The organism is Aeromicrobium sp. REDSEA-S32_B7 (assembly GCF_001626145.1).
In the GTDB taxonomy this organism is placed as follows: Bacteria; Actinomycetota; Actinomycetes; order Propionibacteriales; family Nocardioidaceae; genus Aeromicrobium; species Aeromicrobium erythreum.
The window spans coordinates 1-24,864 of record NZ_LUNF01000066.1; the positions used below are offsets into that span (position 1 = coordinate 1).

Genomic DNA, 24,864 nt, shown 5'->3' on the forward strand with positions numbered 1-24,864 from the left:
CGTTGGCCCAGCTCGAGCAGTACGACGCGCTCCTCGTCTGGAACGACTGCAACTTCCGCGAGCCCGACGCCCTCGGCGACGTCCTCGCCGACTACGCCGACCAGGGTGGCACCGTCGTGGTCGCCACGTTCGCGGGCTACGACGACTCCGGGCTGAAGATCGGTGGCCGGTTCGCCGCCGAGGGCTACCTTGCCGTCATCCCGGGCTCGCAGAGCGGCGGGTCGGGCCTGACCCTCGTCGCCGACGATGCCGACGACCCGCTGCTCGCGGGGGTCACCTCCTTCAACGGCGGGAGCAGCAGCTACCGCAACGACCCGGCGACGCCGAGGGACGGCTCGACGGTCGTCGCGCACTGGAGCTCCGGCGAGCCGCTCGTGGTCCGCGGCGAGAAGTCGATCTTCCTGAACTTCTTCCCGCCGTCGAGCGACGCCCGCGGAGACTTCTGGGACGCGTCCACCGACGGCACGCGCCTGCTCGCCAACGCGCTCAACGCATCCATCACGCCCGTCGTCAAGGCCCCCAGCTTCACCAGCGACGCGACGGCGTCGTTCACGGCCGGTGTCGAGGGAAGCTTCACCATCACGACCAAGGGCAAGCCCGCGGCGACGATCTCGGCGACGTCCGAGCTGCCCAGCGGCCTCACGCTCACCGACAACGGCGACGGCACGGCCACGCTGGCCGGCACCCCGGCCGCCGGCACCGGCGGCCTCCACGACGTCGAGCTCAAGGCGAGCAACGGCAACGAGCCCGACGCCACGCAGACGCTCGAGCTGACCGTCGACGAGGCGCCCGGGATCACCAGCCCCACCGCCGCCGGGTTCACGGTCGGCGAGGCCGGGTCGTTCACCGTCACCACCGTCGCCGGGTTCCCGTCCGACACGGCGCTGACCGTGGCCGGCGACCTGCCCGCTGGTCTGACGTTCGTCGACAACGGCGACGGCACCGGCACCCTCGCGGGCACGCCCGCCGACGGCTCCGCCGACTCCTACCCGGTCACGGTCGAGGCGTCGAACGGGAAGCTGTCGAGCACGCAGGACGTCACCGTCACGGTGTCGCTCGCGACGCAGACCGTCGCCATCACGTCCGAGGCCCCCGCCAACGCGGTGGTCGGCCAGACCTACGCGGTCACCACCTCCGCCGGCGACTCCGGACAGCCCGTCGTCCTCTCCGTCGACGAGGCCTCGGCCGGCGTCTGCGCCATCGACGGCTCCACGGTGACCTTCGAGCACCCGGGCGCCTGCGTCGTCGACGCCGACCAGGAGGGCAACGGCCGCTACGCCGCGGCCTCGACGAGCCAGACGGTCACCGTCGCGCAGGCCGCGACGTCGACCACGCTCACGGTCGCCCGTGACACGCTCTCCGCTGCCGTGCAGCCCACGGCTCCCGGCGCCGGCGCGCCGACCGGCACCGTGACCTTCTCGGTCGACGGCGAGACGGTCGGCACCGCACCCGTCGTCGACGGTGTCGCGACGCTCGCGTACTGGGTCGAGGCCGGCAAGGAGCGGGCCGTCGCGGCGGCCTACGCCGGTGACGCCGACTTCGTCGGCTCGTCGGACTCGACGGCACGTCAGGACCCGGTCGTCACGGCCAAGGTCACCAGCGCGGTCAAGAAGTCGGCGAGCGGCTGGTACCGCACGCCCGTGACCGTCTCCTTCCAGTGCGCGCCGACGAGCGGCGCGCTGGTCGGCAGCTGCCCGGCGCCCGTCACCCTCGGCCGCAACGGTGCGGGCCAGTCGGTCACGCGCACGGTGATGGCGGCCGACGGCGGAGCCACGACCGTCACGGTCGCGGGCATCAACGTCGACCGCACGGCTCCGCGGGTCGCGGTCAAGGGCGTGTCGAAGGGTCGGGTCTACGCCGGCCAGGCGCCCCGTGCCACGTGCACGAGCCGCGACGCCCTCTCGGGCATCGCGTCGTGCCGCACCAGCCGGAAGGTCTCGGGCGAGAAGGTGACCGTCACCGCCCGCGCCACCGACCGGGCGGGCAACACGAGCACCGCGTCGGTGACCTACCGCGTTGCGAAGTTCTACGTCGCGGGCGCCACGTTCCGCGACGGCGCGTGGCAGGTGCGTGACGGCCAGACGTACCAGGTGGTCGCCCTGACCTCCGGCACGGCCCGGCCGCAGTACTACAACGCTGCACCGCGTGGCAGCCGTCCGACCGCGTCGGGCAGCTACCTCGTGCGGGCCGGCAAGCAGGCGGGCCTGAACCGCTTCTCGCTGCCGGTGCGGATGGACCGCGGCATGAGCCGCAAGGGTCACTGGGTGCTCGGCGTCAAGACGGGCTCGACCCTGCACACCATCCCGGTGCGTGCGCAGCGCTGAACCAGTCACACCCGGAGTCGGGCCCGTCCGTGAACTTCACGGGCGGGCCCGTCGCCGTCCTGCGCGCCCTGGCCGGGTCGGTGGTAGGTCTCGCGCCCTTCAGGGCCCGCGTGGGGCGCGTCACCTACCGCCAGGGCCGATGACGCGTCTGATCTACCGCGAGGGGGGCAGGCGCCGGCGGGCGGGAAGCGCTCAGGCGATGCTGGCGACCACGACCAGCGACACCGCGATCTGGGTGGCGGCCGGGACGAGGGTCGCGGGGTGGAAGGTCGTCTCCATCGCGGTGGCGGCGAGGTCGTCGGGCATGACGATGTCGACGAGGCGGAACGCGACCGCCTGCACGACGACGCCGAACAGCCCGAACACGATCGTGTAGCCGAGGGCCTCGCCGAAGGAGGCGTCGGCGTGGTGCCAGATCGCGGTGTAGACCACCAGGCCCAGGCCGAGGATCCCGGAGGCGGCGACGAGAGCCGCGTTCATCGAGCCGGCCATGATGTGCCGGCCGAGGTGCCCGGGCGTGAGCAGGTCGAGCACGCCGTAGCCGACGCCCAGCACGACGATGCCGACGACGGCGTAGGCGAGCGCGTAGCCGACGGAGGTCAGCAGGTCCATGGAGGTCTCCTCGGATGGGTGGTGGGGGCTGAGGTCAGCGGTGGTCGGTGTCGGCGAGCCAGGACGCGACCTGGTCGGGCGACGAGCGGGGCGTGTCCATCAGGTGCGGGACGAAGCGTGCGCGGGTGGTGGTGATCCGCTCGCGTGACTCGCGGATGCCGAGACCCGCGGCACGGCCCCCGATCACCCACGTCCCGAGCACGGGGTGGTGGCCGTCGAAGTCGGGCAGGTCGACGTACTGCTGGTAGACCACCTGCTGGCCCTCCGTGTGCGAGCGGGGGACGGACTCGGCGATCCCCTCGCCGTGGACCTCCACGCCGTCGCCCTCCCAGCCGAACAGCGGCTTCGTGACGTAGCGGCGCATCGCGTAGGGCGCGTCGAAGTAGGACGGGAGCAGGTTCGGGTGGCCGGGGAACATGTCCCACAGCACCGGCAGCAGCGCCTTCGAGCCCAGCAGCAGCTTCCACGGCGGCTCGATCCAGCGCGTCGTGCCTCGCCCGGCGATCAGGTGCTGCCCGAAGATCGAGTCGAGCATCCACTCCGTCGGGTACATGGCGAAGCAGTAGCGCATCTCCACGTCCTCGGGGTCGAGGAAGATCTCGCGGTCGTGGTGCCAGCCGATGTCCTCGACGGTCACGCCGAGCGTCTGCACGCCCGCCTCCTGCGCCGTGTCACGCAGGTACGCGACCGTCACCCAGTCCTCGGTCGGCTCCTGCTGCCCGACGGCGAAGTGCACCACGTCGACGCCCTGCGAGCGCAGCTCGCCCCAGCGCTTCACCAGGTGCTCGTGCAGCATGTTCCACTGGTCGCGGTCCGGGTGCGTCTCCTCCAGCCACGTCCACTGGCAGACCGCCGCCTCGACGAGCCCGGCGGGCGTGTCGGCGTTGTACTCCAGCAGCCGGGGCTCGCCCGTGCCGTCCCACGCGAGGTCGAAGCGGCCGTAGATCGAGATCTCGTCGGGGTCGTGCAAGGACCGCGCCAGCAGCTCGCCCGACCCGGGCGGCAGACCGAGGCGCTCGACGACGCTCGGATCGGTGACCATCCGGCCGGCGGCCTCCACCGCCATCGCGTGCAGGTCGCCGGTCACGCGCTCGAGGTGGTCGACCTCGGCCTCGCTCAGCACGTAGCAGGCCGACTCGTCCCAGTAGGGCAGCTGCTCGCCGTCCTCGGCGCGGTCGACGGCGTACGTGAGTCCCTCGCCCTCGACCTTCGCGAGCCAGTCGGGCCGTGGCTCTGACGCGAGTCGTCGCACGTCAGCCGCCGAACGAGCTCTTGCCGGAGAAGAACCCGCCTCGGGTCACCTCGCCGCCGTCGTAGGCCACGCCTCCGCGCTTCACCGACGACGGAGGCGGCGTGTACGAGCCCTGGCCTGAGGTCTTCTCGCCGACGCCGGGCGCCGTGCGGCCCGCCGGGATGTAGTACCAGCCGTAGCCGCCACCGCCGGACGAGCCACCGCCGCTGTCGGACGAGCCGCCCTCGATCGAGGAGTCGTCGTCGCAGCGCTCGTCGGAGACGCGGGTGTCGGTGGACCGGTCCACGCACACAGCGCGGTTGTCGGCGCCGCCGTCGTTCGAGATGGCCACGATCGCGGTCACGGCCAGCGCCACGGCCCCGACGCCCACGATGGCGGAGCGCTTCCTGTCGTCGTCCACGCGAGCACCGTAGCGAAGGTCGATCCTGTGCGCCCGTCCAATCAGGCAGGCGGCAGGTCGATGGTGAACGTCGTCGGGTCGTGCGCCGACGTCACGCTCACGGTGCCTCCCACGGTCGCCGCGACCCGACGCGCGAGGGGAAGGCCGAGGCCGGCGCCCTCCGTGTCGTCGCTGCGTCGGAAGCCGGCGCGGAACACGTCCTCGCCGTGCGCAGCGTCGAGGCCGGCCCCGTCGTCGCTCACCTCGACGACGACCCGGCCCGCGCGACGGCGCACCACGACCTCGACCCGCGTGCGGGCGTGCCGCACGGCGTTGTCGACGACGGGTCCGACGATCCGCTCGACGAGCTCGGCGGCGGCCGCCCCGTGCAGCCCGGCCGCAGCGGCGACGTCGGTCCGGACGTCCGCGGGAGGTCGCGCGGCGACGAGCGCGGCGACCACCTCGCCGACGTCGGCCTGGCGTGGCGACCCGGTGGAGTGGCGCGCCACCTCCAGCAGCGCGGTGATCGTGCCGTTCAGCCGATCGACCTGCTCGAGCACCCGGACGAAACGCTCCCGGACGTCGGGTGGCGGTGTCCCGAGCAGTGCCAGCTCGGCCTCGCCGCGCAGCGCGGTCAACGGGGTGCGCAGCTCGTGCGCCAGCTCCCCGGTCAGGCGCTGCTCGGCGCGGATCGCCTGCGCCACGCGGTCGAGCAGGCGGTCCAGCGTCCGGCCGAGCCGGGCCAGCTCGTCGTCGCCCGTGAGGTCGAAGCGGGCCTCGAGGTCGTGCGCGCTCCACTCGTCGGCGGACTCGGTCATCTCGCCGACGCGGCGCAGCGTGCGCGACACGGTCCACGCCGTCGTAGCGGCGGTCCCCGCCACCACGAGCAGCGCCGCCACGCCGAGCGCCCCGAGCAGGATGTCGCGGCTCGCCTCGTAGACGTCGAGCGACTCGGTGGCCACGACGACGGCGGTGAGGTCGTCAGGTCCGGGGACGGCGACCGGTCGGGCCCGGAACAGCCGCTCGCCGCGCTTGAGCGTCGTCGCCTGACGCACTTCGGCCAGACCGTCGACCACCGCGGTCGTCCGGGCGCTGGCGTCGGGGCCCGACACCTGCACGCCGGAGGCGTCGAAGACCCAGACGCCGTCGAGGACGGTGTCGGCCCCCACGTCGGGCACCTCGACCCGTCCCTGGCGTGCTGCGAGCGACGCGGCCACGGTGTCGATGCGGTCGTCGAGCGCGGTCTGCACCTGCGACGCCATGAGCTGGTTCGCGGCGAGCAGCACCACCACGAGCATGAGCGCCATCGCGCCCGTCGTGATGAGCGCCGTCGTGAGCACGAGTCGTCCGCGCACCCCGGGCGAGCGGCTCATCGGAGCACGAACCCGACCCCGCGCACGGTCTCGAGGGTCACCGGGGCGTCGATGGCCTCGAGCTTCACGCGCAGGCGGCGCACGTAGGTGTCGATGGTGTTCTCGTGCACGATCGCGCCGTCGGGCCAGCCGGCCGCGACCACGGCGCGTCGCCGCACGACCTCGCCCGGTCGGGCGGCGATGGCCGCCAGCATCCTGAACTCGGTCGGCGTCAACCGCTGCTCACCGCCGGGGGAGCGGACCGAGAAGCGCTCGGGGTCGAGGACGAGCCCGGTGGCCTCGGCCGGCGCGCTGCGCGAACGGCGCATGAGGGCGTCGAGACGCACCAGCACCTCGCTGATCGAGAACGGCTTCGGCACGTAGTCGTCGCCTCCCGCGTGGAACCCCGACACGCGGTCGTGCACGGCGTCGAGCGCCGTCAGGAACAGCACCGGCGCGTGCTGCCCGCCGGCCCGCAGCGCCTGGCAGACGTCACGGCCGTCGGCGTCGGGCAGGCCGATGTCGAGGACGAGCGCGTCGAGCTCCGCGTCGGCGCCGAACAGCTCCATCGCCTCGCGTCCCGTGCGCGCCAGCACCACGTCGTGCGACGAGAGCCGCAGCCCCTCGACGAGGACGCGCCGCACCGACGCGTCGTCCTCGCACACGCCGATCCTGGCCACGGCCTCATCCTGCCCGACGTCCGGGTGAGCGCGGCGTGATCGAGCAGCGACGTTCAGGTGGCGTACAGGTAGCCGCTCCTAGCGTGGCGCCATGACCAGCATCACCGGCACGACCCGTGTGCGTGGCGTGGCGACGACCCTGCCCGGGGTCGCGTGGGTGCCGTGCGCCGCAGGGGTGCTCGCGGCGCTGCTGCGGATGACCTGGGCCGACCGCGGCCTCGGGTCCGACGAGGCGGGGTTCCTGGCGGTCGCGGGACAGTGGAGTCCCGGGACGTCGCTCTACGGGCACTACTGGGTCGACCGCCCGCCGCTGCTGATCACGCTGTACCAGCTGGCCGACGGGCTCGGCGGCGCCGTCGGGCTCCGCGTCGTGGGTGCGCTGGCCGTCCTCGTCGCCGTCGTCACGGTCGGTGCCGCCGTGCGCCGCGCGACCGGCTCGGCGACCGCGGCGGCCTGGACGGGCGTCGTCGCGGGGGCCCTGCTCGCCTCGCCCGCCGCCGGCGCCTACGAGGTGAACGGCGAGCTCCTGGCAGCGCCCTTCACCGCGCTCGGCGTCCTCGGCGTCGTGCTCGCGTGGCGCGGCATGCGAAGCCGCGACCACCTGCTCGGCGGGGGGCTGGCCGGGGCCGGGCTCGTGGCCGCGCTGCTCGTGAAGCAGAACATGGTCGACGTGCTCGTCGTGGCAGCGGGCGTGGTCGCGCTCGCTGCGGTCACGCGGACCCTGCGTCCGCGCACCCTGCTCGTCGCCCTCGCCGGGGCGGCCGCCGGTGGCGTCGCCGTGAGCGCGGTCGTGCTCGGGTGGGCCGCGCTGCACGGCACGTCGCCGGGTGGCGTCTGGTACGCCATGTACCCGTTCCGCGTGGCCGCCGGGGCTGCGCTGGCGTCGTCGCGAGGCGTCGCCGCGCACGCGCGAGGTCTGCACCTGCTGGGAGCCGCCGTGGTCGGAGGCGTCGTGCCCGCCCTGGCGGGGGCGGGGTGGGCGGCGGTCTCGATCGCCATCGGCGGCAACTTCTGGACGCACTACCTCGTGCAGCTGGCCCTGCCCCTCGCCGTGGGCGTCGGGCTGGTCTCCACGGCCCGACCCCGTCTCGCGACGGTCGCCGCGGCGAGCTGCCTCGTGCCGGCAGTGCTGAGCGCGACGGTCATGTCCGCCCGCGCCGACGACCTCACCCGCGACCAGCGGGTCGGGCAGGCCATCGGTGCCGCCTCGGTCGGGGCCGACTCCCTCGTCGTGGCCTGGGGCCACCCGGGCGTCGTGCAGGGCAGCGGGCTGACGTCGCCCTACCCGTCCCTGTGGAGCCTGCCCACGAAGACCCTCGACCCCGACCTGACCGGCTTCACGGCGGTGCTCGCCGGGCCGCGCGCGCCGACCTGGGTCGTCACCGGACGCAGCCTGCACTCCTGGGGCCTGCACACCCACGACGCCACCGCCGTGCTGCACCGCCGCTACCGCCGCGTCGCCGACGTGTGCGGCTCGACCGTCTACCTGCGCGACGGGCTCGCCCGTCCCGTCCCCGCCGCCGACTGCGGCTGACCCGAGGAGGACCCATGAGGAACATCGTCATCGTCCCGACCTACGAGGAGCGCGACAGCATCGTCGTGCTCCTCGACGCCCTGGCCGCGACCGCGCCGGACGCCGACGTGCTGGTCGTCGACGACGCCAGTCCCGACGGCACGGCCGACGTGGTGCGCGCCCACCCGCGCTTCGGACCGCACGTGCACCTCCTGGAGCGCTCGGGCAAGGACGGCCTCGGCGCCGCGTACCGTGCGGGCTTCCAGTGGGCGCTGCAGCACGGCTACGAGGGCATCGTGCAGATGGACGCCGACCTGTCGCACCCGCCGGAGCGCGTCCCGGCGCTGCTCGACGCCCTGCGCGACGTCGACGTGGCCGTCGGCTCCCGGTACGTGCCGGGAGGCGGGTCACGCGGGTGGCCCTGGCGGCGGCGCCTGCTGTCGCGGGCGGGCAACGTCTACGTGCGCGCCGTGCTCGGGCTGCACGTCCACGACTGCACGGCCGGCTTCAAGGCCTTCCGGGCCGAGGCGCTCGTCGCGGTCGGGGCGCTCACCTCGCGGTCGGAGGGCTACAGCTTCCAGGTGGAGAACACGTGGCGGGCGGAGCGCGCCGGACTGCGGGTCCGCGAGCTGCCGATCGTCTTCACCGAGCGCACGGCCGGGGCGTCGAAGATGTCGACGAGCATCGCGCTCGAGGCGCTGCGGCTCCCGCTCGTGTGGCGCCGCGAGGAGCTGCGCCACGCCCTCGCCCCACGACGCCGGGTCGAGGTCGGCGCCGCATGACGCTGCTGCGACGGCTGCTGACCCGTGAGGTGCTGACCTTCCTCGTGGTCGGCGGCTCCGGCTACGTCGTCGACGTCGTCGCGTTCAACGAGCTGCTCGTCCTGCCGCCGTTCCGGTCGTGGGACCCGAGCGTCGCCCGGGTGCTCGCCGTCGGCATCGCCATGATCGTGACGTTCGCAGGCAACGCCGCCCTGACGTGGTCGGGACGACGGTGGGGACGCCGTGAGGTCGCGTGGTTCGTGCTGCTGAACGTCGTGGGCCTCGGCTTCTCGGTGGTGTGCCTGCTGGTCTCGCACGACCTCCTGCACCTCACGTCGCGGCTGGCCGACAACGTGAGCGCGAACGGTGTCGGCCTGCTGCTCGGGACCGTCTTCCGGTTCTGGACCTACCGGCTGCTGGTGTTCCGCGAGGACGCCGGACCCGAGGCGGTCGGTGAGGGTGTCCTCCACGGTGGAACGGGCGGCAGGGCGCAGTCAGGTGGCAGTCAGGTGGAGCCGGGGACGATCGCCTCATGACCGCCGTCTTCACCCCGCTCCTGCTGACCCTCGGGCCGGCCGCGGTGCTCGTCGTCATGCTCGTCGTCTTCGCCGAGACGGGCCTGCTGCTCGGCTTCGTCCTGCCCGGGGACTCCCTGCTGTTCCTGTCCGGCGCGCTCGTGACGTCCCACGTCGTGGGGGTGCCGATCTGGCTGGTGATGATCGGGGTCGTGCTGGCGGCCGCCGCCGGCGACCAGCTCGGGTACCTCATCGGTCGCCGGTACGGGCCGGCCGTCTTCCGGCGGGAGACCTCACGGTTCCTGCGGCCCGAGTACGTCGACCGGGCGCACGACTTCTTCGAGCGTCGGGGCAACGCGGCGGTCATCATCGGACGCTTCATCCCGATCATCCGCACCTTCACGCCCACGGTGGCCGGCGTGGCCCGCATGCCTCGTGGTCGGTTCACGGCGTACAACGTCGTCGGCGCCGTGCTGTGGGGGAGTGGGATGGTGGCGCTCGGCGCGTTGTTCGGCGACATCCCGCTGGTCGCCCAGCACGTGGAGGTCATCACCATCGGCTTCGCCGGTCTCTCCGTGGTCCCGCTCGGCATCGAGCTGCTGCGCATGCGACGGACGCGGGCGCGTGCTGCGCAGACCCCCGAGCCTCCGGAGTCCGCCGAGCCCGCTGCGTCCTCCGGGCCGGCCGAGAGCGCTGAGGCGGCGTAGCCGGAGACGCCGCCGGCGGTCGCCACCATGTGACCACGGCGACATCGACAGAAGATGCACTCAGTGCAACGACCTGCCTAGTCTGGAAGGGTGACCGAGAACGTCGACCGCCGCCAGCAGCGCGGTGAGCAGCACCGCGAGGCGATCCTCGCCGCTGCCGCCGACCTGGTGGCGGAGACGCGATCGGTGCAGCTCAGCACCGAGGCCCTCGCCGAACGCGCCGGCGTGTCGCGACGGACGGTGTTCAACCACTTCGCCACGCTCGAGGCGGTCGTCACCGAGGTGCTGGCCCGCAGCATCGGCGAGGCCGTCGACGCGCTCGAGTCCGCGGCGCGTCGCGTCGAGGGCGACGACACCCTCGACAGCACCTTCGCCCGCATGTCCGCCGTCTTCGAGCAGACCGACCTGACGCCGCAGATGTCGTTCCTGTGGTCGGTGCTCAGCGTCGACGACACGCTGCCGCGGCGCTACGGCCACGTCATCGACGACGCCTTCCACCGCCTGCGCGACCTGCTGCTCGCCACCGCGCTCGAGCCCGGGGACACCACGGACACCTTCGGCCGCGAGCTGCTCGTCACCTCGCTGATGAACGGGACCGCCTTCGTCGCCCAGCGCTGGTGCGAGGAGACCCGGGGCGTCGTCGACGACGACTCCCGTGCGCTGTGGACGTCGCTCGTCGTCCGCATGACCGACCAGCTCGGGCGCGGCTACCGCCACGCCAGGGCCTGACCACCTGTCAGCTCGAGACCCGAGAGAGACCACCATGGCATCGTTGCTCTACCGACTCGGTCGCTTCGCGGCCCGCCGCGCCTGGACCGTGCTGGCCGCCTGGGTGGCGGTCCTCGCCCTCGCTGCCGGCGCCTTCGCGCTCTTCGGCGGCGCGCTGACGTCGACCGTCACCATCCCCGACACGCCCACGCAGCGCGTGGCAGACCAGCTCGCGGACCGGTTCCCCGACGCGAGCGGCGGCAGCGCGACGGTGATCTTCCGCAGCGAGGACGGCAAGGCGCTCTCCGACGCGCAGCGGGCCGGCATCGCGGCCGTGCTGAAGAAGGTCGACGGCGTCGACGGTGTCGCGGGCACGGTCGACCCGTTCGCCGTCGAGCAGCAGGCCGCCGCGCAGGTCCAGAAGCTGGAGGACGGCCGACGACAGCTCGAGCAGGGACGCGAGCGCCTGGAGGCAGGAGAGCGGCAGCTCGCCGCGGCGCGACAGCAGCTCGAGGCCGCGCCCTCGGTGTCGCAGGTGCAGCGCCAGCAGCTCGCCGCCCAGGAGGAGGAGCTCGCGCAGGGTCGCGAGGAGCTCGAGGCGCAGGGTCGCACGCTCGACGACGGCGCGGCACTGCTGAAGCTCAGTGAGGGTCTGCGGCAGGTCTCGGAGGACGGGACCACCGCCCTCGCGCAGGTGCAGTTCACGGACGAGCTCGTCGAGGTGACGCCGGAGGTCCGAGAGGACGTGCTGGCCGCGCTCACCGACGACCCGGTCGACGGCGTCGAGGTGCTGCCGTCCGCCGAGATCTCCCAGGAGATCCCGAACGTCTTCGGGCCGGGCGAGGCCGTCGGCCTCGTCGTGGCCGCGATCGTCCTCGTGGTGATGCTCGGGACGTTCGTGACGGCGGGCCTGCCGCTGCTGAACGCGCTGCTCGGCGTCGGCGTCGGCGTCCTGGCCAGCCTCTCGCTGTCCGGGGCCGTCGAGATGCTGTCGGTCAGCCCGGCCCTCGGCGTGATGCTCGGCCTGGCGGTCGGCATCGACTACTCGCTCTTCATCATCAACCGGCACCGCAAGCAGCTCGCGCGCGGCATGGACGTGCACGAGTCGATCGGCCTCGCCAACGGGACGTCGGGCAACGCGGTCGTGTTCGCCGGCAGCACCGTGCTGATCGCCCTGCTCGCGCTCAACGTCGTCGGGATCGGGTTCCTCGGCGTCATGGGCACGGTCGGCGCGATCTGCGTGTTCGTCGCGATCCTCGTCGCCATCACGCTGACGCCCGCGATGCTCGGTCTGCTCGGCCGTCGTGCCCTGACCCGCAAGGAGCGCGGTCAGGCGCCGCAGCCCGAGGGTGCGCACCTGCCCGCCGACCGCCCGATGAGCACCGTCCGCGCGTGGCTCACCGTCGTGGGGACCGTCGTCGTGCTGCTCGTCGTGGCGATCCCCGCGCTCTCGATGCGGCTCGGCCTCAACTCGGCCACGTCGGAGCCTGAGGACTCGGTCGTCTACCAGTCGTACAGCACGGTCGAGCGGGCGTTCGGGCCCGGCGCGAACGGCCCGCTGCTCGTCGTGGCGACGCTCGACGACCCGGTCACCGACGCCACGCTGACGTCGGAGCAGCTGCGTCTCGGCGAGCTGCTGCGCGACCAGGGCGACGTCACCGCCGTGGCGCCCGTCGGCGCGTCGGAGGACAAGATGCTCCTCGCGTTCCAGGTGGTGCCGAAGACCGGACCGTCCGACGAGGCGACCGAGCAGCTCGTCCGCGACGTCCGCGACCTGCGCGCGGACGGCGTGGCGTCGTTCGGTGTCGCCGGCGCGACGTCGGGCAACATCGACGTCAGCGCGCAGCTCTCCGACGCGCTGCCGGTCTACCTCGCGGTCGTCGTGGGGCTGTCGTTGCTGATCCTCGTGCTGGTGTTCCGGTCGATCCTGGTACCGCTCACCGCGACGCTGGGCTTCGTGCTGTCGCTGCTCGCGACGTTCGGCGGGCTCACCGCGATCTTCCAGTGGGGCTGGATCGGCTCGGTGTTCGGCGTGCACGACCCCGGCCCGGTGCTGAGCTTCCTGCCGGTCATCCTCATCGGCGTGCTGTTCGGGCTGGCGATGGACTACCAGCTGTTCCTCGTGTCAGGGATGCGTGAGGCGCACGCGCACGGCGCGCCGGCGCGGGTGGCGGTGCAGCGGGGGTTCCACGCGGGCCGGTCGGTCGTCATCGCCGCGGCGCTCATCATGGTGTCCGTCTTCGCGGGGTTCATCTTCGCCGACTCCGGGATGATCAAGTCCGTCGGCTTCGGGCTGGCCTTCGGCGTGCTGGTCGACGCGTTCGTCGTGCGCATCCTGCTCGTCCCGGCCGTCATGCACCTGCTGGGGGAGTCGGCCTGGTGGATGCCGCGCTGGCTCGACCGCATCCTGCCCGACATGGACGTCGAGGGTGCCGCGCTCGAGCGCTCCCACCCCGACCCGGCGCACGCACACCCGGAGGACGCCCACCCCCGCTGAGCGTGACGTTTGCGGGGCGGAATCAGCGTTCTCGCCCCGCAAACGTCACACTCAGGGGAGAGGAGGAGGCGCGCGTGGGTGAGCTGCACGGACTGGTGCTCGGGGCCGGGGCCGGGCGACGACTCGGTCGGCCGAAGGCCACGGTGGTCGACGCGGACGGCGAGCCGTGGGTCGCGCGCGCCGTCCGGGTGCTTCGCGAGGGCGGGTGTGATCCCGTGCACGTGGTCCTGGGCGCGGAGGCCGACACGGCACGCGCCCTCGTCCCGCCCGACGCGCGCGTCGTCGTCGCGGACGACTGGTCCGAGGGCATGTCGGCGTCGCTGCGCGCTGGGCTGCGTGCCGTCGCCGCGACCTCGGCCGACGCCGTGATGATCCATCTCGTCGACCTGCCCGACGTCGGCTCCGACGTCGTCGCGCGGGTCGCGGCGCAGGGTTCGGCGCCCGACGCGCTCGCCCGCGCAGAATTTTTCTCCCGCCCCGGTCACCCCGTGCTGATGGGGCGCGACCACTGGTCCGCATGTGCGGCGACGCTGGTGGGAGACCGGGGCGCACATGCGTACCTGAGCGCCGCATCTGCCACCGCAGTCGCGTGCGACGACCTCGCGTCCGGAGAGGACCGCGACACCTCCGTCGAGGGCACCTGAGGATGGTCCGACCGGACTAGTTCGTCTGCACCACCGCGTGACCCGTGACACAGTGCTGCGCATCCCCCACTTCGTCCATCCCCTCAGCCCCGACGAAAGTGTGCTGCAGTGCCCATCCCACCTGACTCCGCCCTGCCCGCTCCTGCTCCCACCCGCCGGACCTTCCTCGGCTACGTGATCGGCGGTGCCGGTCTGCTGGTCGCCGCCGACCTCGGCCTCGGTGCCTCGCCCGCGTCGGCCGCCGTGGTGCTGCCGTCGGTCCCGCAGATCCCTGAGGCCTACGACCTCAACGACTTCCTGACGCAGTGCGCGCTCCCGACGTCGAACCTCGTCGCCGTCCGCATCGACCGTCGCGGCGACGCCCACTTCGCGCTCCCGCGCATGGAGGTGGGGCAGGGCATCACGACGTCGACGGCCATGATCCTCGCCGAGGAGCTCGACCTCCCGCTTGACCGCGTGCACGTGACACTGGCCCCGGCGCGCCCGGAGCTGCTGTTCAACCAGCTCACCGGCGGCTCGAACACCACGATCTCGACGTACACGCCGATCCGCGTGGCCGCCGCCGTCGCACGGCAGTCGCTGCTCGAGGCGGCGGCGATCATGCTGGGCGCCCAGGTGACCAGCCTGACGACGAAGGGCGGCACGATCCTCGACGCGCTCGGCTCGTCGGTCACCTACGGGCAGGCCGCCCAGAAGGTCGACACCTCGCGCACGCGGGAGGTCGAGGTGACCCTCGACGAGTCGCGCGAGCGCAAGGTCGTGGGCACGCCGCAGCGCCGGATCGACGCGCTCGACGCGGTGACGGGCCGCAAGACGTTCGCCATGGACCTCAAGGTCAAGAACGCGCTCCCGACGATGGTGTGCCGCGCGCCCGCCCTCAACGGCAAGCCCGTCAAGGTCCGCAACGCCGCGAAGGTCAGAGCGATGCCGGGCGTGACGCACGTGGGCATGGTGCCCACCGGCGTCGCCGTCCGCGCCCGCACGTTCGGCCAGTGCATCGACGCGGTCCGCGCGCTCGACGTCCAGTGGTCCGAGGGGACCGTGCCCGGCAAGAAGGCCGATGACGTCACCCGCGAGCTGAAGGCGGCCGAGCTGCCGCTGGCGGTGCCCGCGCTGGGGGCGACCACCGTCGAGGGCTCGTTCACCTTCCACTTCCGCAGCGGGTCGGCCCTCGAGCCGAACTGCGCGGTCGCCGACGTGCGCAAGGACTCCGCGCGGATCTGGAGCGGTCTGAAGTCGCCGATCGACGCCCAGTCGAAGATCGCCAAGCTGCTCGGCCTGCCGCAGTCGAAGGTCGAGGTGAACGTGGTCACCGGGGGCGGCTCGTTCGGGCGCAAGCTCTTCAGCGACGGCGCCATCGAGGCCGCGCAGGTCTCGAAGGCCTTCGGGGTCCCGGTCAAGCTCATGTGGCACCGGGCCGACGAGCCGCGCCAGGGTCGCGTGCACCCGATGGCGACGTCGCGCATCCGCGCCACGGTCCTCGGCGACACGGTCGCGACCTTCGAGCAGCGGCACACGTCGGTCTCCTGCGACTTCACGCACGGGCTGGGCGAGCGCATCACCGCCGAGGTCGCGTCGCTGCCGTCGGGACTGGGCAACCTCGGCTTCTCCGAGACGGTGTTCCTGCTGACGCAGGAGCTGCCCTACAACTTCGGCGTCGTGACCCAGCTGCTCAACGAGTCGAACTACGACCAGAGCCGGTTCAACACCAGCTCGGTGCGCAACATCTACTCACCCGACGTCAGGGTCGCGAACGAGCTGATCGTCGACCAGCTCGCCGCCCGCTTCCGGACCGACCCGGTCGAGTTCCGCAGGACGTTCACCAAGAGCGGCGTCGTCCGTCGCGTGCTCGACCGTGCCGCCGAGCTCGGCGAGTGGGGGCGCAAGCTGCCGAAGGGCGTCGCCCAGGGCATCGCCATCCACAAGGAGTACAAGGGGGCGACCGCGGTGGTGGTCGAGCTCGACTGCCGTCCGGCCACGGTGAACCGCAAGGTGCGCGACGCCGTGACCGGTCCGCGCGTGCTCCGCGCGACCGTGGTCGTCGACTGCGGCCTCGCCATCAACCCGCTCGGCATCGAGGCGCAGATGATGGGCGGGTTCAGCGACGGGATGGCGCAGGTCCTGACCTACAGCAACCACCTCGTCGACGGTCACTTCCTCGAGGCGAGCTGGGACAACTCGGCCTACACCCGTCAGTGGAACACGCCGCTGGAGTTCCGGTGCGAGGTGATGGAGTCCGAGAGCACCGAGCCGGGCGGCATCGGCGAGGCCGGCGTCGCCGCGTCGGCTGCCGCCGTGGCCTGCGCCTACGCGCGGGCCACCGGCACCATGCCGACCGAGTTCCCCGTCAACTTCCGTCAACCCCTGCACTTCACGCCCAAGTCCTTCGTCCCGCCCGTGCCGGCCTCGCCGACCAACGGCCTGACCTTCGTCTCCTGAGGAGCCCGACATGCCCAAGTACAGCTTCCAGCTCAACGGCGAGAAGGTCACCGTCGACGTCGAGAAGGGCGTGCGCCTCCTGTGGGTGCTGCGTGACGTCCTCGGCGTCACCGGCCCGAAGTACGGGTGCGGCATCAACGTCTGCAAGGCGTGCACGTCGCACCTGAACGGCAAGGCCTTCAACCCGTGCGCGGTGCCGGTCGAGAAGATCCGGCCCACCGACAAGGTCACGACCATCGAGGGTCTGGCGGACACCGTGCCCGGAGACGACCTGCACCCGATGCAGGAGGCCTGGCTCGAGCACGACGTCGCGCAGTGCGGCTACTGCCAGCCCGGCCAGATCATGACCGCGGTGGCGCTCGTCAAGCGAGTGCAACGTGAGGGTCGGGCCATCACCGACGCCGACCTCGACGCGATCCGCAACGTGTGCCGCTGCGGCACCTACACGCGGATCCGCGAGGCGGTCCGCACGGGCGAGAGGCTGATGCGCCGGTGACGGTCGCCGACGCCGCCCTCGCGAGCGCCGCTCGCTGGGTGCAGGACTCGCCCGTCGCGCTGGCCACGGTCGTCGGCACGTCGGGCTCCGCGCCGCGCCAGGCGGGCGCGGCGATGGTGGTCGCGACCGACGGCCGCATCGCCGGATCGGTGTCGGGCGGCTGCGTGGAGGCAGCGGTCGTCGACCTCGCCGAGGCCACGCTGGCGTCGGGCGAGCCGACGCTGCGCACGTTCGGCTTCGCGGCCGACGACCTGTTCGACGTCGGGCTCACGTGCGGCGGACGCATCGAGGTGCTCATCCAGCGCGTCGGGCCCGACGACGGGTTGGCCGACGTGGCGGCGCGGGTCGCCACCGGAGGCGCCGTCGCGGTCGTGACGGTGCTGGAGCACCCGGACCGGCGGCGGGTGGGGGAGCGGCTGGTCGTCGACGGCGCGACCGTCGACGCAGCTCCTGCTGAGGCGGTCCGTCCTGACGCAGCGACGCCGGCGAGCGGCGCGACCGGCCTGCGGCGGGCGCTGCAGGAGCGTGCCCAGGCCATGCTGGCGAGCGGTGCCACCGGTGTCGTGCACTGCGGACCCGACGGCTCGCCGCTCGCGTCCGGTGTGCGGGCGTTCGTGCAGACGTGGACGCCGCCGCCGCGACTCGTGGTCCTCGGCGCCGTCGACTTCGCGCGCGCCCTGGCTGGGGCTGGACGCTTCCTCGGCTACGACGTCACCGTCTGCGACGCCCGGCCCGCCTTCACGACCGCCGACCGGTTCCCTGACGCCCACCGCGTGGTCGTCGACTGGCCGCACCGCTACCTGGACGCCGAGGTGGCCGCCGGTCGGATCGACGCTCGGACGGTGGTGTGCGTGCTCACCCACGACGCCCGCTTCGACGTGCCGACGCTGACCCGCGCGCTGCGCCTCCCCGTCGCCTACGTCGGGGCGATGGGCTCGCGGCGCACCCACCGGGAGCGACTCGAGCAGCTGCGCGCCGCCGGCCTGACGAGCGAGGAGCTCGACCGGCTGCACTCGCCGCTCGGCCTCGACCTGGGCGCGCGCACGCCGGAGGAGACGGCCATCAGCATCCTCGCCGAGGTCGTCGCCGTCCGTTGTGGCGGCACCGGACGCGGGCTCGGCGACACCGACGGGCCGATCCACCGTCGGTCCGGCTCCGCCGGCGGTCGAGGCGTCGACGACGCCTACCTGAGCCGCACGTAGTGGTCGTCGTAGTGCTCGATGACGGTCTTGGTCCCAGGGACGATCACCGCGTACGCCCAGTACCCCGAGCGCGGCGTGCGGAGAGTGGTGCGCAGCGCTCCTCGTGAGTAGCGGACGCGACGCTCGTAGGTCTTCCCCGAGGGGTACAGGTAGTCACCCTTGGGGCGGAGGGCGATCCACTGCACGTAGGCGGTGCCAGTGGGTCGCGGTGTCCCCCCGAGCGTGATCCTCGCCGAGACGTCGAAGCTCCTGCTGCCCTTCACCTTCGCGCTCGCGCGCACGTGGGCCTTGGTGCGCACGATGGTGCTCGATCCGCGCGACGCCACGGTCACGGGCGCGACGCCCTCGTAGGAGCGGGGCGGCACGTGGGTGACCTGGACGCGCAGCTGGTGTCCCACGTCGGACGCGGTGGGGTGGTACGCCCGCCGGGTCGCGCCGGAGATCGTCGTCCAGCGACGTCCGTCGTAGCGCTGCCACTGGTAGCGCTGCGTGGCGGCGCTGACCGTGGAGTACCCAGGGTTGGCCGTCACCCTCGACCCGGCCAGGGGCCGGGGCGGGACGGTCGGGTTCTTCTGGACGACGAGCGGGGCGTCCAGGAGCCGGACGTCGACGGACGTCGTCGAGCCGCGCTCGGCCGAGACGGTCTGTGCGGAGTCGGCGTCGGAGGCGCCGCCGCTCCACGCCGTGCGGTGGACGACGAGCTGCTGCCCGTTGACGTAGGTCTTCCCGGGCGTGAAACGCAGCTTCGCAGCGCCACTGATGGCGGGCATCTCCCACCGGCCGAACCCGTCGGTCCGGGTGGTGCGGATGGGGTCGCCATCGGTGGCGTCGTCGGCGTAGAGCGCCACCTCGACCCAGCTCAGCGCCTCGCCGCGACGGTCGGTCACGCGCCCGGCGAAGGTCCCGCCGGCGGGCTCGACGGTCTGTGCCCCCAGCTCGACCGTGTCCCGGTTGACGCAGATGTTGGTGGCGTCCTCGACTCCCGTCCCCTGGAGCTTCGGCGCGCTCCAGTGGCGCCAGGCCCGCGGCAGGTAGGTGCGCGAGGCCGGCGAGCCGTCGGGAATCTCGTTGACCGTCGCGCGGTACAGGCCTTGGGGGACGGGGGCGGTGAAGGACCCGGCGCCGCGGCCCGATCCAGAGGTCCGGGTCGCCTCGAGGACCCAGGGTCCCTCGGGCGTGTCGGTGACCGAGCGGTAGAGGCGCACCTCCAGGCCCGAGACCCCGTCGTAGCTCCGATTGACCACCGTTCCCCGCACGGTCGACGTGACTCCGTCCTCGAACGCCGGCTCCAACGTGACGTCGGGGCCCTGGGTGTCGGCCGTGGGGGTCGCGCCGGTCGTCGGCAGGGTGAAGGGCGTGGCCGACGCGAAGTCGTCGCCACCCACCCAGCTGGGCATGTAGCCGTCAGCCCGCACGAGCACCTTCGTGGGCTCCTCGAAGCCGGTGACGTCGTAGCCGGTGGCGTCGTAGAAGGCGAAGCTGCCTGCCCGGGCCGGGTCGGCGTCGTCAGCGGCGTAGACCTCGCTGCGGCCGTGAGGGCGCGCATCCTGGCAGATCGACGTGATCTGACCCTTCAGCCTGCCCGTCCGGGAGGGCAGGTAGGTCGTCTCGAGCTCCTGGGACCAGGGGCCACCGCGGTAGTCGGGGCGGACGGAGAAGTAGGGTTCCCCGCCCGACCAGGAGTCCGACCGGTAGGTCGCGCTGCCGCGAAGCCTCGACTCGGCGGAGCCGTTCGGCTGGGCGTTGAAGGTCGCGCGGTAGAGGCCTTCCGCGAGCGTGACGCGGTAGCGTCCCGACGCGTCCGTGGTCGTCGTGGCGGCGGTCTCGAAGGGCCCGTCGGTCTGGCCGGTGGTCGAGCGCTCGATGCGGACCTCCACGCCGGGGGCGTCGGTCGATCCACCGACGAAGTCCGGCAGGCGCGGCTCGTCGGCTGCGGACGCGGCTGGCGCGAGGCCGAGGACGAGAGCGACCACGAGCAGGGCGAGGACGGACAGCCGTGTGTTCTTCACAGTTCCCCTGGATGTTTGAGCAAGACGTCTGAACTCTAGGGGTGGCGCACCCGGGGTGTCCGGGTTTCGCCCGGAATTCCTCCCCGACCTGCACCGAGCCCCGACGTGCTCCCTGCGGCACCAGCCGCCACGTCGATGGGGCTGCGTTCATCGGCGGGAAGTGCATGGACGCCGACGCGGCGGGTACGCCCGGGGTGTCGACGCCGACCCGACCGGAGGATGACATGCGCTGCACCCGAGCCCCGAGGGGACCAGGAGGGCGTCGTGCGTGCGCCTAGGCCGTGGGGCCACCGGGGCCCGGGGACCGTGGACGAGGAGCGACACCTGCGCGTGCCGGTACGCACCGCCTACGACCGGTGGACGCAGTACGAGAGCTTCCCGCGCTTCGCGCGCCACGTGCACCGGGTCGAGCAGGTCCGTCCGGCCGTGACGCGCTGGTTCGTCCGGCTCGGACCGCTGCGCCACGAGTTCCACGCCGAGGTGGTGGAGCAGCATCCCGACACCCTCGTCGCGTGGCACACGCTCGGGAGCCGCGTCGTCCACGAGGGCGAGGCGACGTTCCGTGCCACCGGTCCCGACACGTGCGTCGTCACCCTGACCCTCCGCGTGCCGTGCCCGCCCGTCGTGCCCCGACGAGCGGCCGAGGCCCTGCTGCGACCGATCGTCAGCGCCGAGCTGGACCGCTTCCGGACGTTCGTGGAGACCGTGGGCGACGTCGGCGAGGCCTGGCGCGGCACCATCCACCGCGGTCGGGTCGAGCACGTCGAGAAGGAGCCGCCGGCCCACCCGGGATGGGTGCACGGCTGAGCCCGAGCCGCCCGACCAGCACGTCGAGAGGAACACCATGGACGACGCACCGCACGACGACGAGACCACGGGCCTGACGGTCGACGAGCCCAGCGCCTGGGCAGCCGGCGTGCCGGCGGTCAGGCACGCGCTGGAGTACTCGCTGGAGCAGACCACCGTTCCCCGAACGGCCCGCACCCTGCTCACCATGAACCAGGTCGACGGCATCGACTGCCCGGGGTGCGCCTGGCCCGACCCGGAGGTCGGGCACCGTTCGCGCAACGAGTACTGCGAGAACGGCGCGAAGCACGTCAACGACGAGGCGACGCGGCGTCGGGTGACGTCCGAGTTCTTCCGCGCCCACCCGGTCGACGATCTCGCGTCCCGATCGGACCGGTGGCTCAACCAGCAGGGTCGCCTGACCGAGCCCATGGTCAAGCGACCGGGCACCGACCACTACGAGCCGATCGGCTGGAACGAGGCGTTCGCCCTCGTGGCCGACGAGCTGAGGTCGCTCGACTCGCCCGACCAGGCGTCCTTCTACACGTCGGGACGCGTGAGCAACGAGGCGGCGTTCCTCTTCCAGCTGTTCGCGCGGGCGTACGGGACGAACAACCTGCCCGACTGCAGCAACATGTGCCACGAGTCGAGCGGCTTCGCGCTGCACGAGACGCTCGGCACCGGCAAGGGCTCGGTGAGCCTGCTCGACCTCGAGAACGCCGACCTGATCTTCCTCGTCGGCCAGAACCCTGGGTCGAACCACCCGCGACAGCTGTCGGCGCTGGAGACCGCCAAGCTCAACGGCGCGCGGATCGTCGCCGTCAACCCGCTGCCCGAGGCGGGCCTGCGCCGGTTCAAGAACCCGCAGAAGCCGCGCGGCGTGGTGGGCCGGGGGACCGAGATCGCCGACCGGCTCCTGCAGGTGCGTCCCGGTGGCGACCTCGCGCTGTTCCAGGCGCTCAACCGGATGCTGCTGGAGGCCGAGGACAAGGCACCGGGCACGGTGCTGGACCGTGACTTCATCGAGTCGAGCACCGACGGCTTCGACGCGTTCGCCGAGCACGTGCGGGGCGTCGACCTGGCGGAGGTGCTCGAGGAGACCGGCCTGACGCTGGACGAGATCGGTGCCGTGCACGAGGACGTGCTGCAGAGCGACCGCGTCGTGGTCTGCTGGGCCATGGGGCTGACCCAGCAGCGGCACGCCGTCCCGACGATCCGCGAGATCGTGAACTTCCTGCTCCTGCGCGGCAACGTGGGTCGCCCGGGCACGGGCCCGTGCCCGGTCCGGGGGCACAGCAACGTGCAGGGCGACCGCACGATGGGCATCTGGGAGCAGATGCCCGACGCGTTCCTCGACTCCCTGCGCGACGAGTTCGGCTTCGAGCCGCCGCGCGAGCACGGTCGCGACGCCGTCGGGACGATCCGCGCGATGCGCGACGGCGAGGTGAGCGTCTTCTTCGGCCTGGCCGGCAACTTCGTGCGCGCGGCGCCCGACAGCGAGGCCACCGAGGCCGCCCTGCGCCGGTGCCGGTTGACCGTGCAGGTCTCGACCAAGCTCAACCGCTCCCACGCGGTGTGCGGGGAGACCGCGCTGATCCTGCCGGCGCTCGGCCGCACCGAGCTCGATGTCCAGGACAGCGGTCCCCAGTTCCTGACCGTCGAGGACTCGATGAGCCAGGTCCACACCACGAGAGGACGGCTCACGCCCGCGTCGCCGCACCTGCTGAGCGAGGTCGCCATCGTGTGCCGCCTCGCGCGGGCCACGCTCGACGGCTCCCAGGCGATCCCGTGGACCGACTTCGAGGCCGACTACGGGCACGTGCGCGACCGCATCTCCCGCATCGTCCCAGGCTTCCACGACTACGACCGGCGCGTGACGCGCCCGGGTGGCTTCACCCTGCCGAACCCGGTGAACGAGGGTGTCTTCCCGACGGAGACGGGCGCGGCACGGTTCACCACCAACCGCGGTCGCGCGACGCGCGCGCCCGCCGGCCACCTGGTGCTCCAGACCCTGCGCTCGCACGACCAGTGGAACACCGTCCCCTACACCGACGACGACCGCTACCGCGGCATCCACGGCAGCCGCCAGGTGGTGATGGTGAACCGCGACGACCTGCTCGACCTCGGCCTGTCCGACGGCGACACCGTCGACGTCGTGGGGGTCTGGGACGACGGCGTGGACCGTCGCGCGTCGGGGTTCACGGTGGTGGCCTACCCGACACCGCGCGGAGGAGCCGCGGCCTACTACCCCGAGACCAACGTGCTCGTCCCGCTCGACAGCGTCGCCGAGACGAGCAACCAGCCGACCTACAAGGACGTGGTGGTGCGGCTGGAGAAGGTGGGCTCGCGCCCGGACCGCGCGCCGGAGGGAGCCACGACCTGACCCGCGCCCGCGTGCCGTCTCGGCGGGCCGGACCCGCAGATCGTCGGTACGTTCGAGGCATGGCGACGACGACGCGCAGCACGCACGCAGCGGCCCGGACCGGCACCCAGGGACTCGCGTGGGCGGTGCTCGTCGCGTCGGTGCTCGAGGTGGTGGCGCCCGTCGTCACGATCAGTGGTCCGGGTGCGTCGCCCGCCCAGGGCTCGGGGCCGGAGCTGCTGATCACGCCCGTCGGCTGGGCGTTCTCGATCTGGGGCGTCATCTACACGTTGGCGATCGTCCAGGCCGTGGCCACGCTGGTCCGCGGCCCCGGTGCGGTGCCGCGACGTCTGCAGGTCGACTTCGTCGTCCTCTACCTGGGCGGGGCGCTGTGGATCCTGCTGGCCGCCCTCGACAGCAGCATCGCGACCGCGCTCGCGCTGCTCCTCATGCTGGTCGCTGCGGTCGACGCCGTGCTCACCGTGGGGCTGACGACGAGGGGCTCCTCGTCCGAGCCCGGCTGGTTCGCGGTGCTGACGCGCGCGGCGGTCGGCCTCTTCGCAGGCTGGGTCACTGCCGCGTTCTTCCTCAACCTCTCGACCGCGCTCGTCGACCTCGAGGTCGTGTCGGCGCAGTCCGTCGGCTGGCAGCTGGGCGTGCTCGCGGTGGCGGCGGTGACGCTGCTCGCGGTGCTGGTCCGCACGGGCGGGAACGTGGCGTACGCCGCTGCCGGGGCGTGGGCGATGCTCGGCATCGCGGTCACGGGCCGTGCCGACGGCACGACCTCGGTGCTCGCCGCCTCCGCCGTGGCTGGGGTCGCGATCGTCCTGACGGCAGCCGCGCTCCTCGCGCGGCGCCGCGCCTGACACCGGTCCGGCCCGACGCGGCGAGGCCGCCCGACCCCGAGGGGACGGACGGCCTCGACGTGCCTGCTGCGGTCAGCGGACCTTCGTGCCCGCGCTCGCGGCGGTGGCACTCGCGAACCCGGTCTTGCGAGCGGTGACCCGCACGGTCAGCGTCTTGGAGCGGTCGCTCCGCGTGGGCGTGTAGGTCGACGCCGTGGCGCCCTTGATGGCCGCGTCTCCGCGGTACCACTGGTAGCCGTAGGTCCAGCCCGTGCCAGCCCACGTGCCGCGGGCGGCCTTCAGCGTCCTGCCGACCGCAGGCGTGCCCGAGATCGTCGGCTTGGCCAGGTTGGACGCGCCGATCTTGACGTCGCGGGAGGCCGTGACGACATCGACGTAGCCCTCCTTGCGCCAGGTGTACCGGACGGTCAGGACCGTGCCGGCGTCGGCCGCGACGACCGTGTAGCCCGTCTCGGTGGCGCCGCTGATGGGCTTGCCGTTGCGGAGCCACTGGTAGGCGATGCCGTCCTGGCCGGGGGTGGCGTCACCGGCCGTGTCCGACGCCAGGCGCGAGCCGACGGCGGCCTTGCCCGTGACGGTCGGGGCGGGTGCACTGTCGAACGTGTCACCCTCGACCGGGCCGTAGTACTGGTCGGCCAGGGCGCTCGTGCCCGTGCCCTCGACCGTCACCAGGTTCGCCTGCGCGGGGTCCCAGGTCGTGCGACCTGCGGTGTCGTCGCCGTCGAAGTAGTAGCCCGAGGTCTCGTCGTTCGACTGAGGG

At 72.8% G+C, this 24,864-nt stretch carries 21 protein-coding genes; 14 read left to right on the plus strand and 7 right to left on the minus strand.

The genetic code is table 11. The features are described 5' to 3' along the window. A partial coding sequence (locus tag A6Q79_RS05155) for an Ig-like domain repeat protein (protein ID WP_317696863.1) occupies positions 1-2,324 on the plus strand: 2,324 nt, incomplete at its 5' end. Between the two features lie 192 nt (positions 2,325-2,516). Here A6Q79_RS05155 and A6Q79_RS05160 read toward each other — a convergent pair. Genes A6Q79_RS05160 through A6Q79_RS05180 form a run of 5 tightly spaced genes read right to left on the minus strand, consistent with a single transcriptional unit; the run spans position 2,517 to position 6,599 of the window. Next, the gene (locus A6Q79_RS05160; RefSeq protein ID WP_067856032.1) at positions 2,517-2,936 is read right to left on the minus strand and encodes a DUF350 domain-containing protein; all 420 of its coding nucleotides are present in this window, start codon (positions 2,934-2,936) and stop codon (positions 2,517-2,519) included. Positions 2,937-2,970: 34 nt separating this feature from the next. Beyond that, positions 2,971-4,188: a glutathionylspermidine synthase family protein gene (locus A6Q79_RS05165; RefSeq protein WP_067856035.1), complete on the minus strand. Its 1,218-nt coding sequence runs from the start codon at positions 4,186-4,188 to the stop codon at positions 2,971-2,973. A gap of 1 nt (position 4,189) precedes the next feature. After that, positions 4,190-4,588, minus strand: a complete 399-nt coding sequence (locus A6Q79_RS05170; protein ID WP_067856039.1) for a hypothetical protein — start codon at positions 4,586-4,588, stop codon at positions 4,190-4,192. 41 nt (positions 4,589-4,629) lie between these two features. Continuing rightward, the gene (locus tag A6Q79_RS05175; RefSeq protein ID WP_317696867.1) at positions 4,630-5,940 is read right to left on the minus strand and encodes a HAMP domain-containing sensor histidine kinase; all 1,311 of its coding nucleotides are present in this window, start codon (positions 5,938-5,940) and stop codon (positions 4,630-4,632) included. Then, the gene (locus A6Q79_RS05180; RefSeq protein WP_286690401.1) at positions 5,937-6,599 is read right to left on the minus strand and encodes a response regulator transcription factor; all 663 of its coding nucleotides are present in this window, start codon (positions 6,597-6,599) and stop codon (positions 5,937-5,939) included. The genes A6Q79_RS05175 and A6Q79_RS05180 overlap by 4 nt, the downstream gene beginning before the upstream one ends. A gap of 91 nt (positions 6,600-6,690) precedes the next feature. Here A6Q79_RS05180 and A6Q79_RS05185 point away from each other — a divergent pair, with 91 nt between their 5' ends. The 10 genes from A6Q79_RS05185 (at position 6,691) to A6Q79_RS05230 (ending at position 18,081) form a co-directional block, all read left to right on the plus strand. Next, a complete protein-coding gene (locus A6Q79_RS05185; RefSeq protein WP_317696870.1) occupies positions 6,691-8,133 on the plus strand; it encodes a hypothetical protein in 1,443 nt (480 codons plus the stop codon). 14 nt (positions 8,134-8,147) lie between these two features. After that, entirely contained in the window at positions 8,148-8,894 is a 747-nt protein-coding gene (locus A6Q79_RS05190) for a polyprenol monophosphomannose synthase (RefSeq protein ID WP_067856050.1), read from the plus strand. Beyond that, positions 8,891-9,409: a GtrA family protein gene (locus A6Q79_RS05195; RefSeq protein ID WP_067856053.1), complete on the plus strand. Its 519-nt coding sequence runs from the start codon at positions 8,891-8,893 to the stop codon at positions 9,407-9,409. Before A6Q79_RS05190 ends, A6Q79_RS05195 begins: the two co-directional genes overlap by 4 nt. Further along, entirely contained in the window at positions 9,406-10,095 is a 690-nt protein-coding gene (locus A6Q79_RS05200; protein WP_286690399.1) for a DedA family protein, read from the plus strand. Before A6Q79_RS05195 ends, A6Q79_RS05200 begins: the two co-directional genes overlap by 4 nt. A 90-nt stretch (positions 10,096-10,185) precedes the next feature. Beyond that, on the plus strand, positions 10,186-10,824 hold the full coding sequence (locus A6Q79_RS05205) for a TetR/AcrR family transcriptional regulator (RefSeq protein WP_067856058.1): 639 nt from the start codon (positions 10,186-10,188) through the stop codon (positions 10,822-10,824). Between the two features lie 34 nt (positions 10,825-10,858). Continuing rightward, positions 10,859-13,300 (plus strand): MMPL family transporter, encoded by a 2,442-nt coding sequence (locus tag A6Q79_RS05210; RefSeq protein WP_289017298.1) that lies wholly within the window; start codon positions 10,859-10,861, stop codon positions 13,298-13,300. Positions 13,301-13,374: 74 nt separating this feature from the next. Continuing rightward, positions 13,375-13,944 carry a nucleotidyltransferase family protein gene (locus A6Q79_RS05215; RefSeq protein WP_286690397.1) on the plus strand — a complete coding sequence of 190 codons (570 nt, stop codon included), beginning with the start codon at positions 13,375-13,377 and terminating at the stop codon, positions 13,942-13,944. A gap of 108 nt (positions 13,945-14,052) precedes the next feature. After that, positions 14,053-16,383 carry a molybdopterin cofactor-binding domain-containing protein gene (locus tag A6Q79_RS05220; RefSeq protein WP_067856067.1) on the plus strand — a complete coding sequence of 777 codons (2,331 nt, stop codon included), beginning with the start codon at positions 14,053-14,055 and terminating at the stop codon, positions 16,381-16,383. Positions 16,384-16,393: 10 nt separating this feature from the next. Further along, positions 16,394-16,879: a (2Fe-2S)-binding protein gene (locus A6Q79_RS05225; RefSeq protein WP_067856070.1), complete on the plus strand. Its 486-nt coding sequence runs from the start codon at positions 16,394-16,396 to the stop codon at positions 16,877-16,879. Next, entirely contained in the window at positions 16,876-18,081 is a 1,206-nt protein-coding gene (locus A6Q79_RS05230; protein WP_289017300.1) for an XdhC family protein, read from the plus strand. The genes A6Q79_RS05225 and A6Q79_RS05230 overlap by 4 nt, the downstream gene beginning before the upstream one ends. Here the strand turns inward: A6Q79_RS05230 and A6Q79_RS05235 are convergent. Further along, entirely contained in the window at positions 18,063-20,090 is a 2,028-nt protein-coding gene (locus A6Q79_RS05235) for a hypothetical protein (protein ID WP_286690440.1), read from the minus strand. The two genes, A6Q79_RS05230 and A6Q79_RS05235, sit on opposite strands and share 19 nt — an antisense overlap. 219 nt (positions 20,091-20,309) lie before the next feature. On the opposite strand from A6Q79_RS05235, the gene A6Q79_RS05240 reads away from it, so the two are divergent. The 3 genes from A6Q79_RS05240 to A6Q79_RS05250 are packed head-to-tail and all read left to right on the plus strand — an operon-like array spanning position 20,310 to position 24,104. Continuing rightward, entirely contained in the window at positions 20,310-20,897 is a 588-nt protein-coding gene (locus tag A6Q79_RS05240) for an SRPBCC family protein (protein ID WP_083516301.1), read from the plus strand. A 37-nt stretch (positions 20,898-20,934) separates the two neighbouring features. Continuing rightward, positions 20,935-23,259, plus strand: coding sequence for an FdhF/YdeP family oxidoreductase (locus tag A6Q79_RS05245; RefSeq protein WP_286690441.1), 2,325 nt, complete (start codon positions 20,935-20,937; stop codon positions 23,257-23,259). Between the two features lie 59 nt (positions 23,260-23,318). Continuing rightward, positions 23,319-24,104, plus strand: coding sequence for a hypothetical protein (locus A6Q79_RS05250; protein ID WP_067856082.1), 786 nt, complete (start codon positions 23,319-23,321; stop codon positions 24,102-24,104). 72 nt (positions 24,105-24,176) lie between these two features. On the opposite strand, the gene A6Q79_RS05255 is transcribed toward A6Q79_RS05250, so the two are convergent. Further along, positions 24,177-24,864, minus strand: a 688-nt coding sequence (locus A6Q79_RS05255) for a hypothetical protein (RefSeq protein ID WP_317696892.1), incomplete at its 5' end; no start/stop codon positions are given.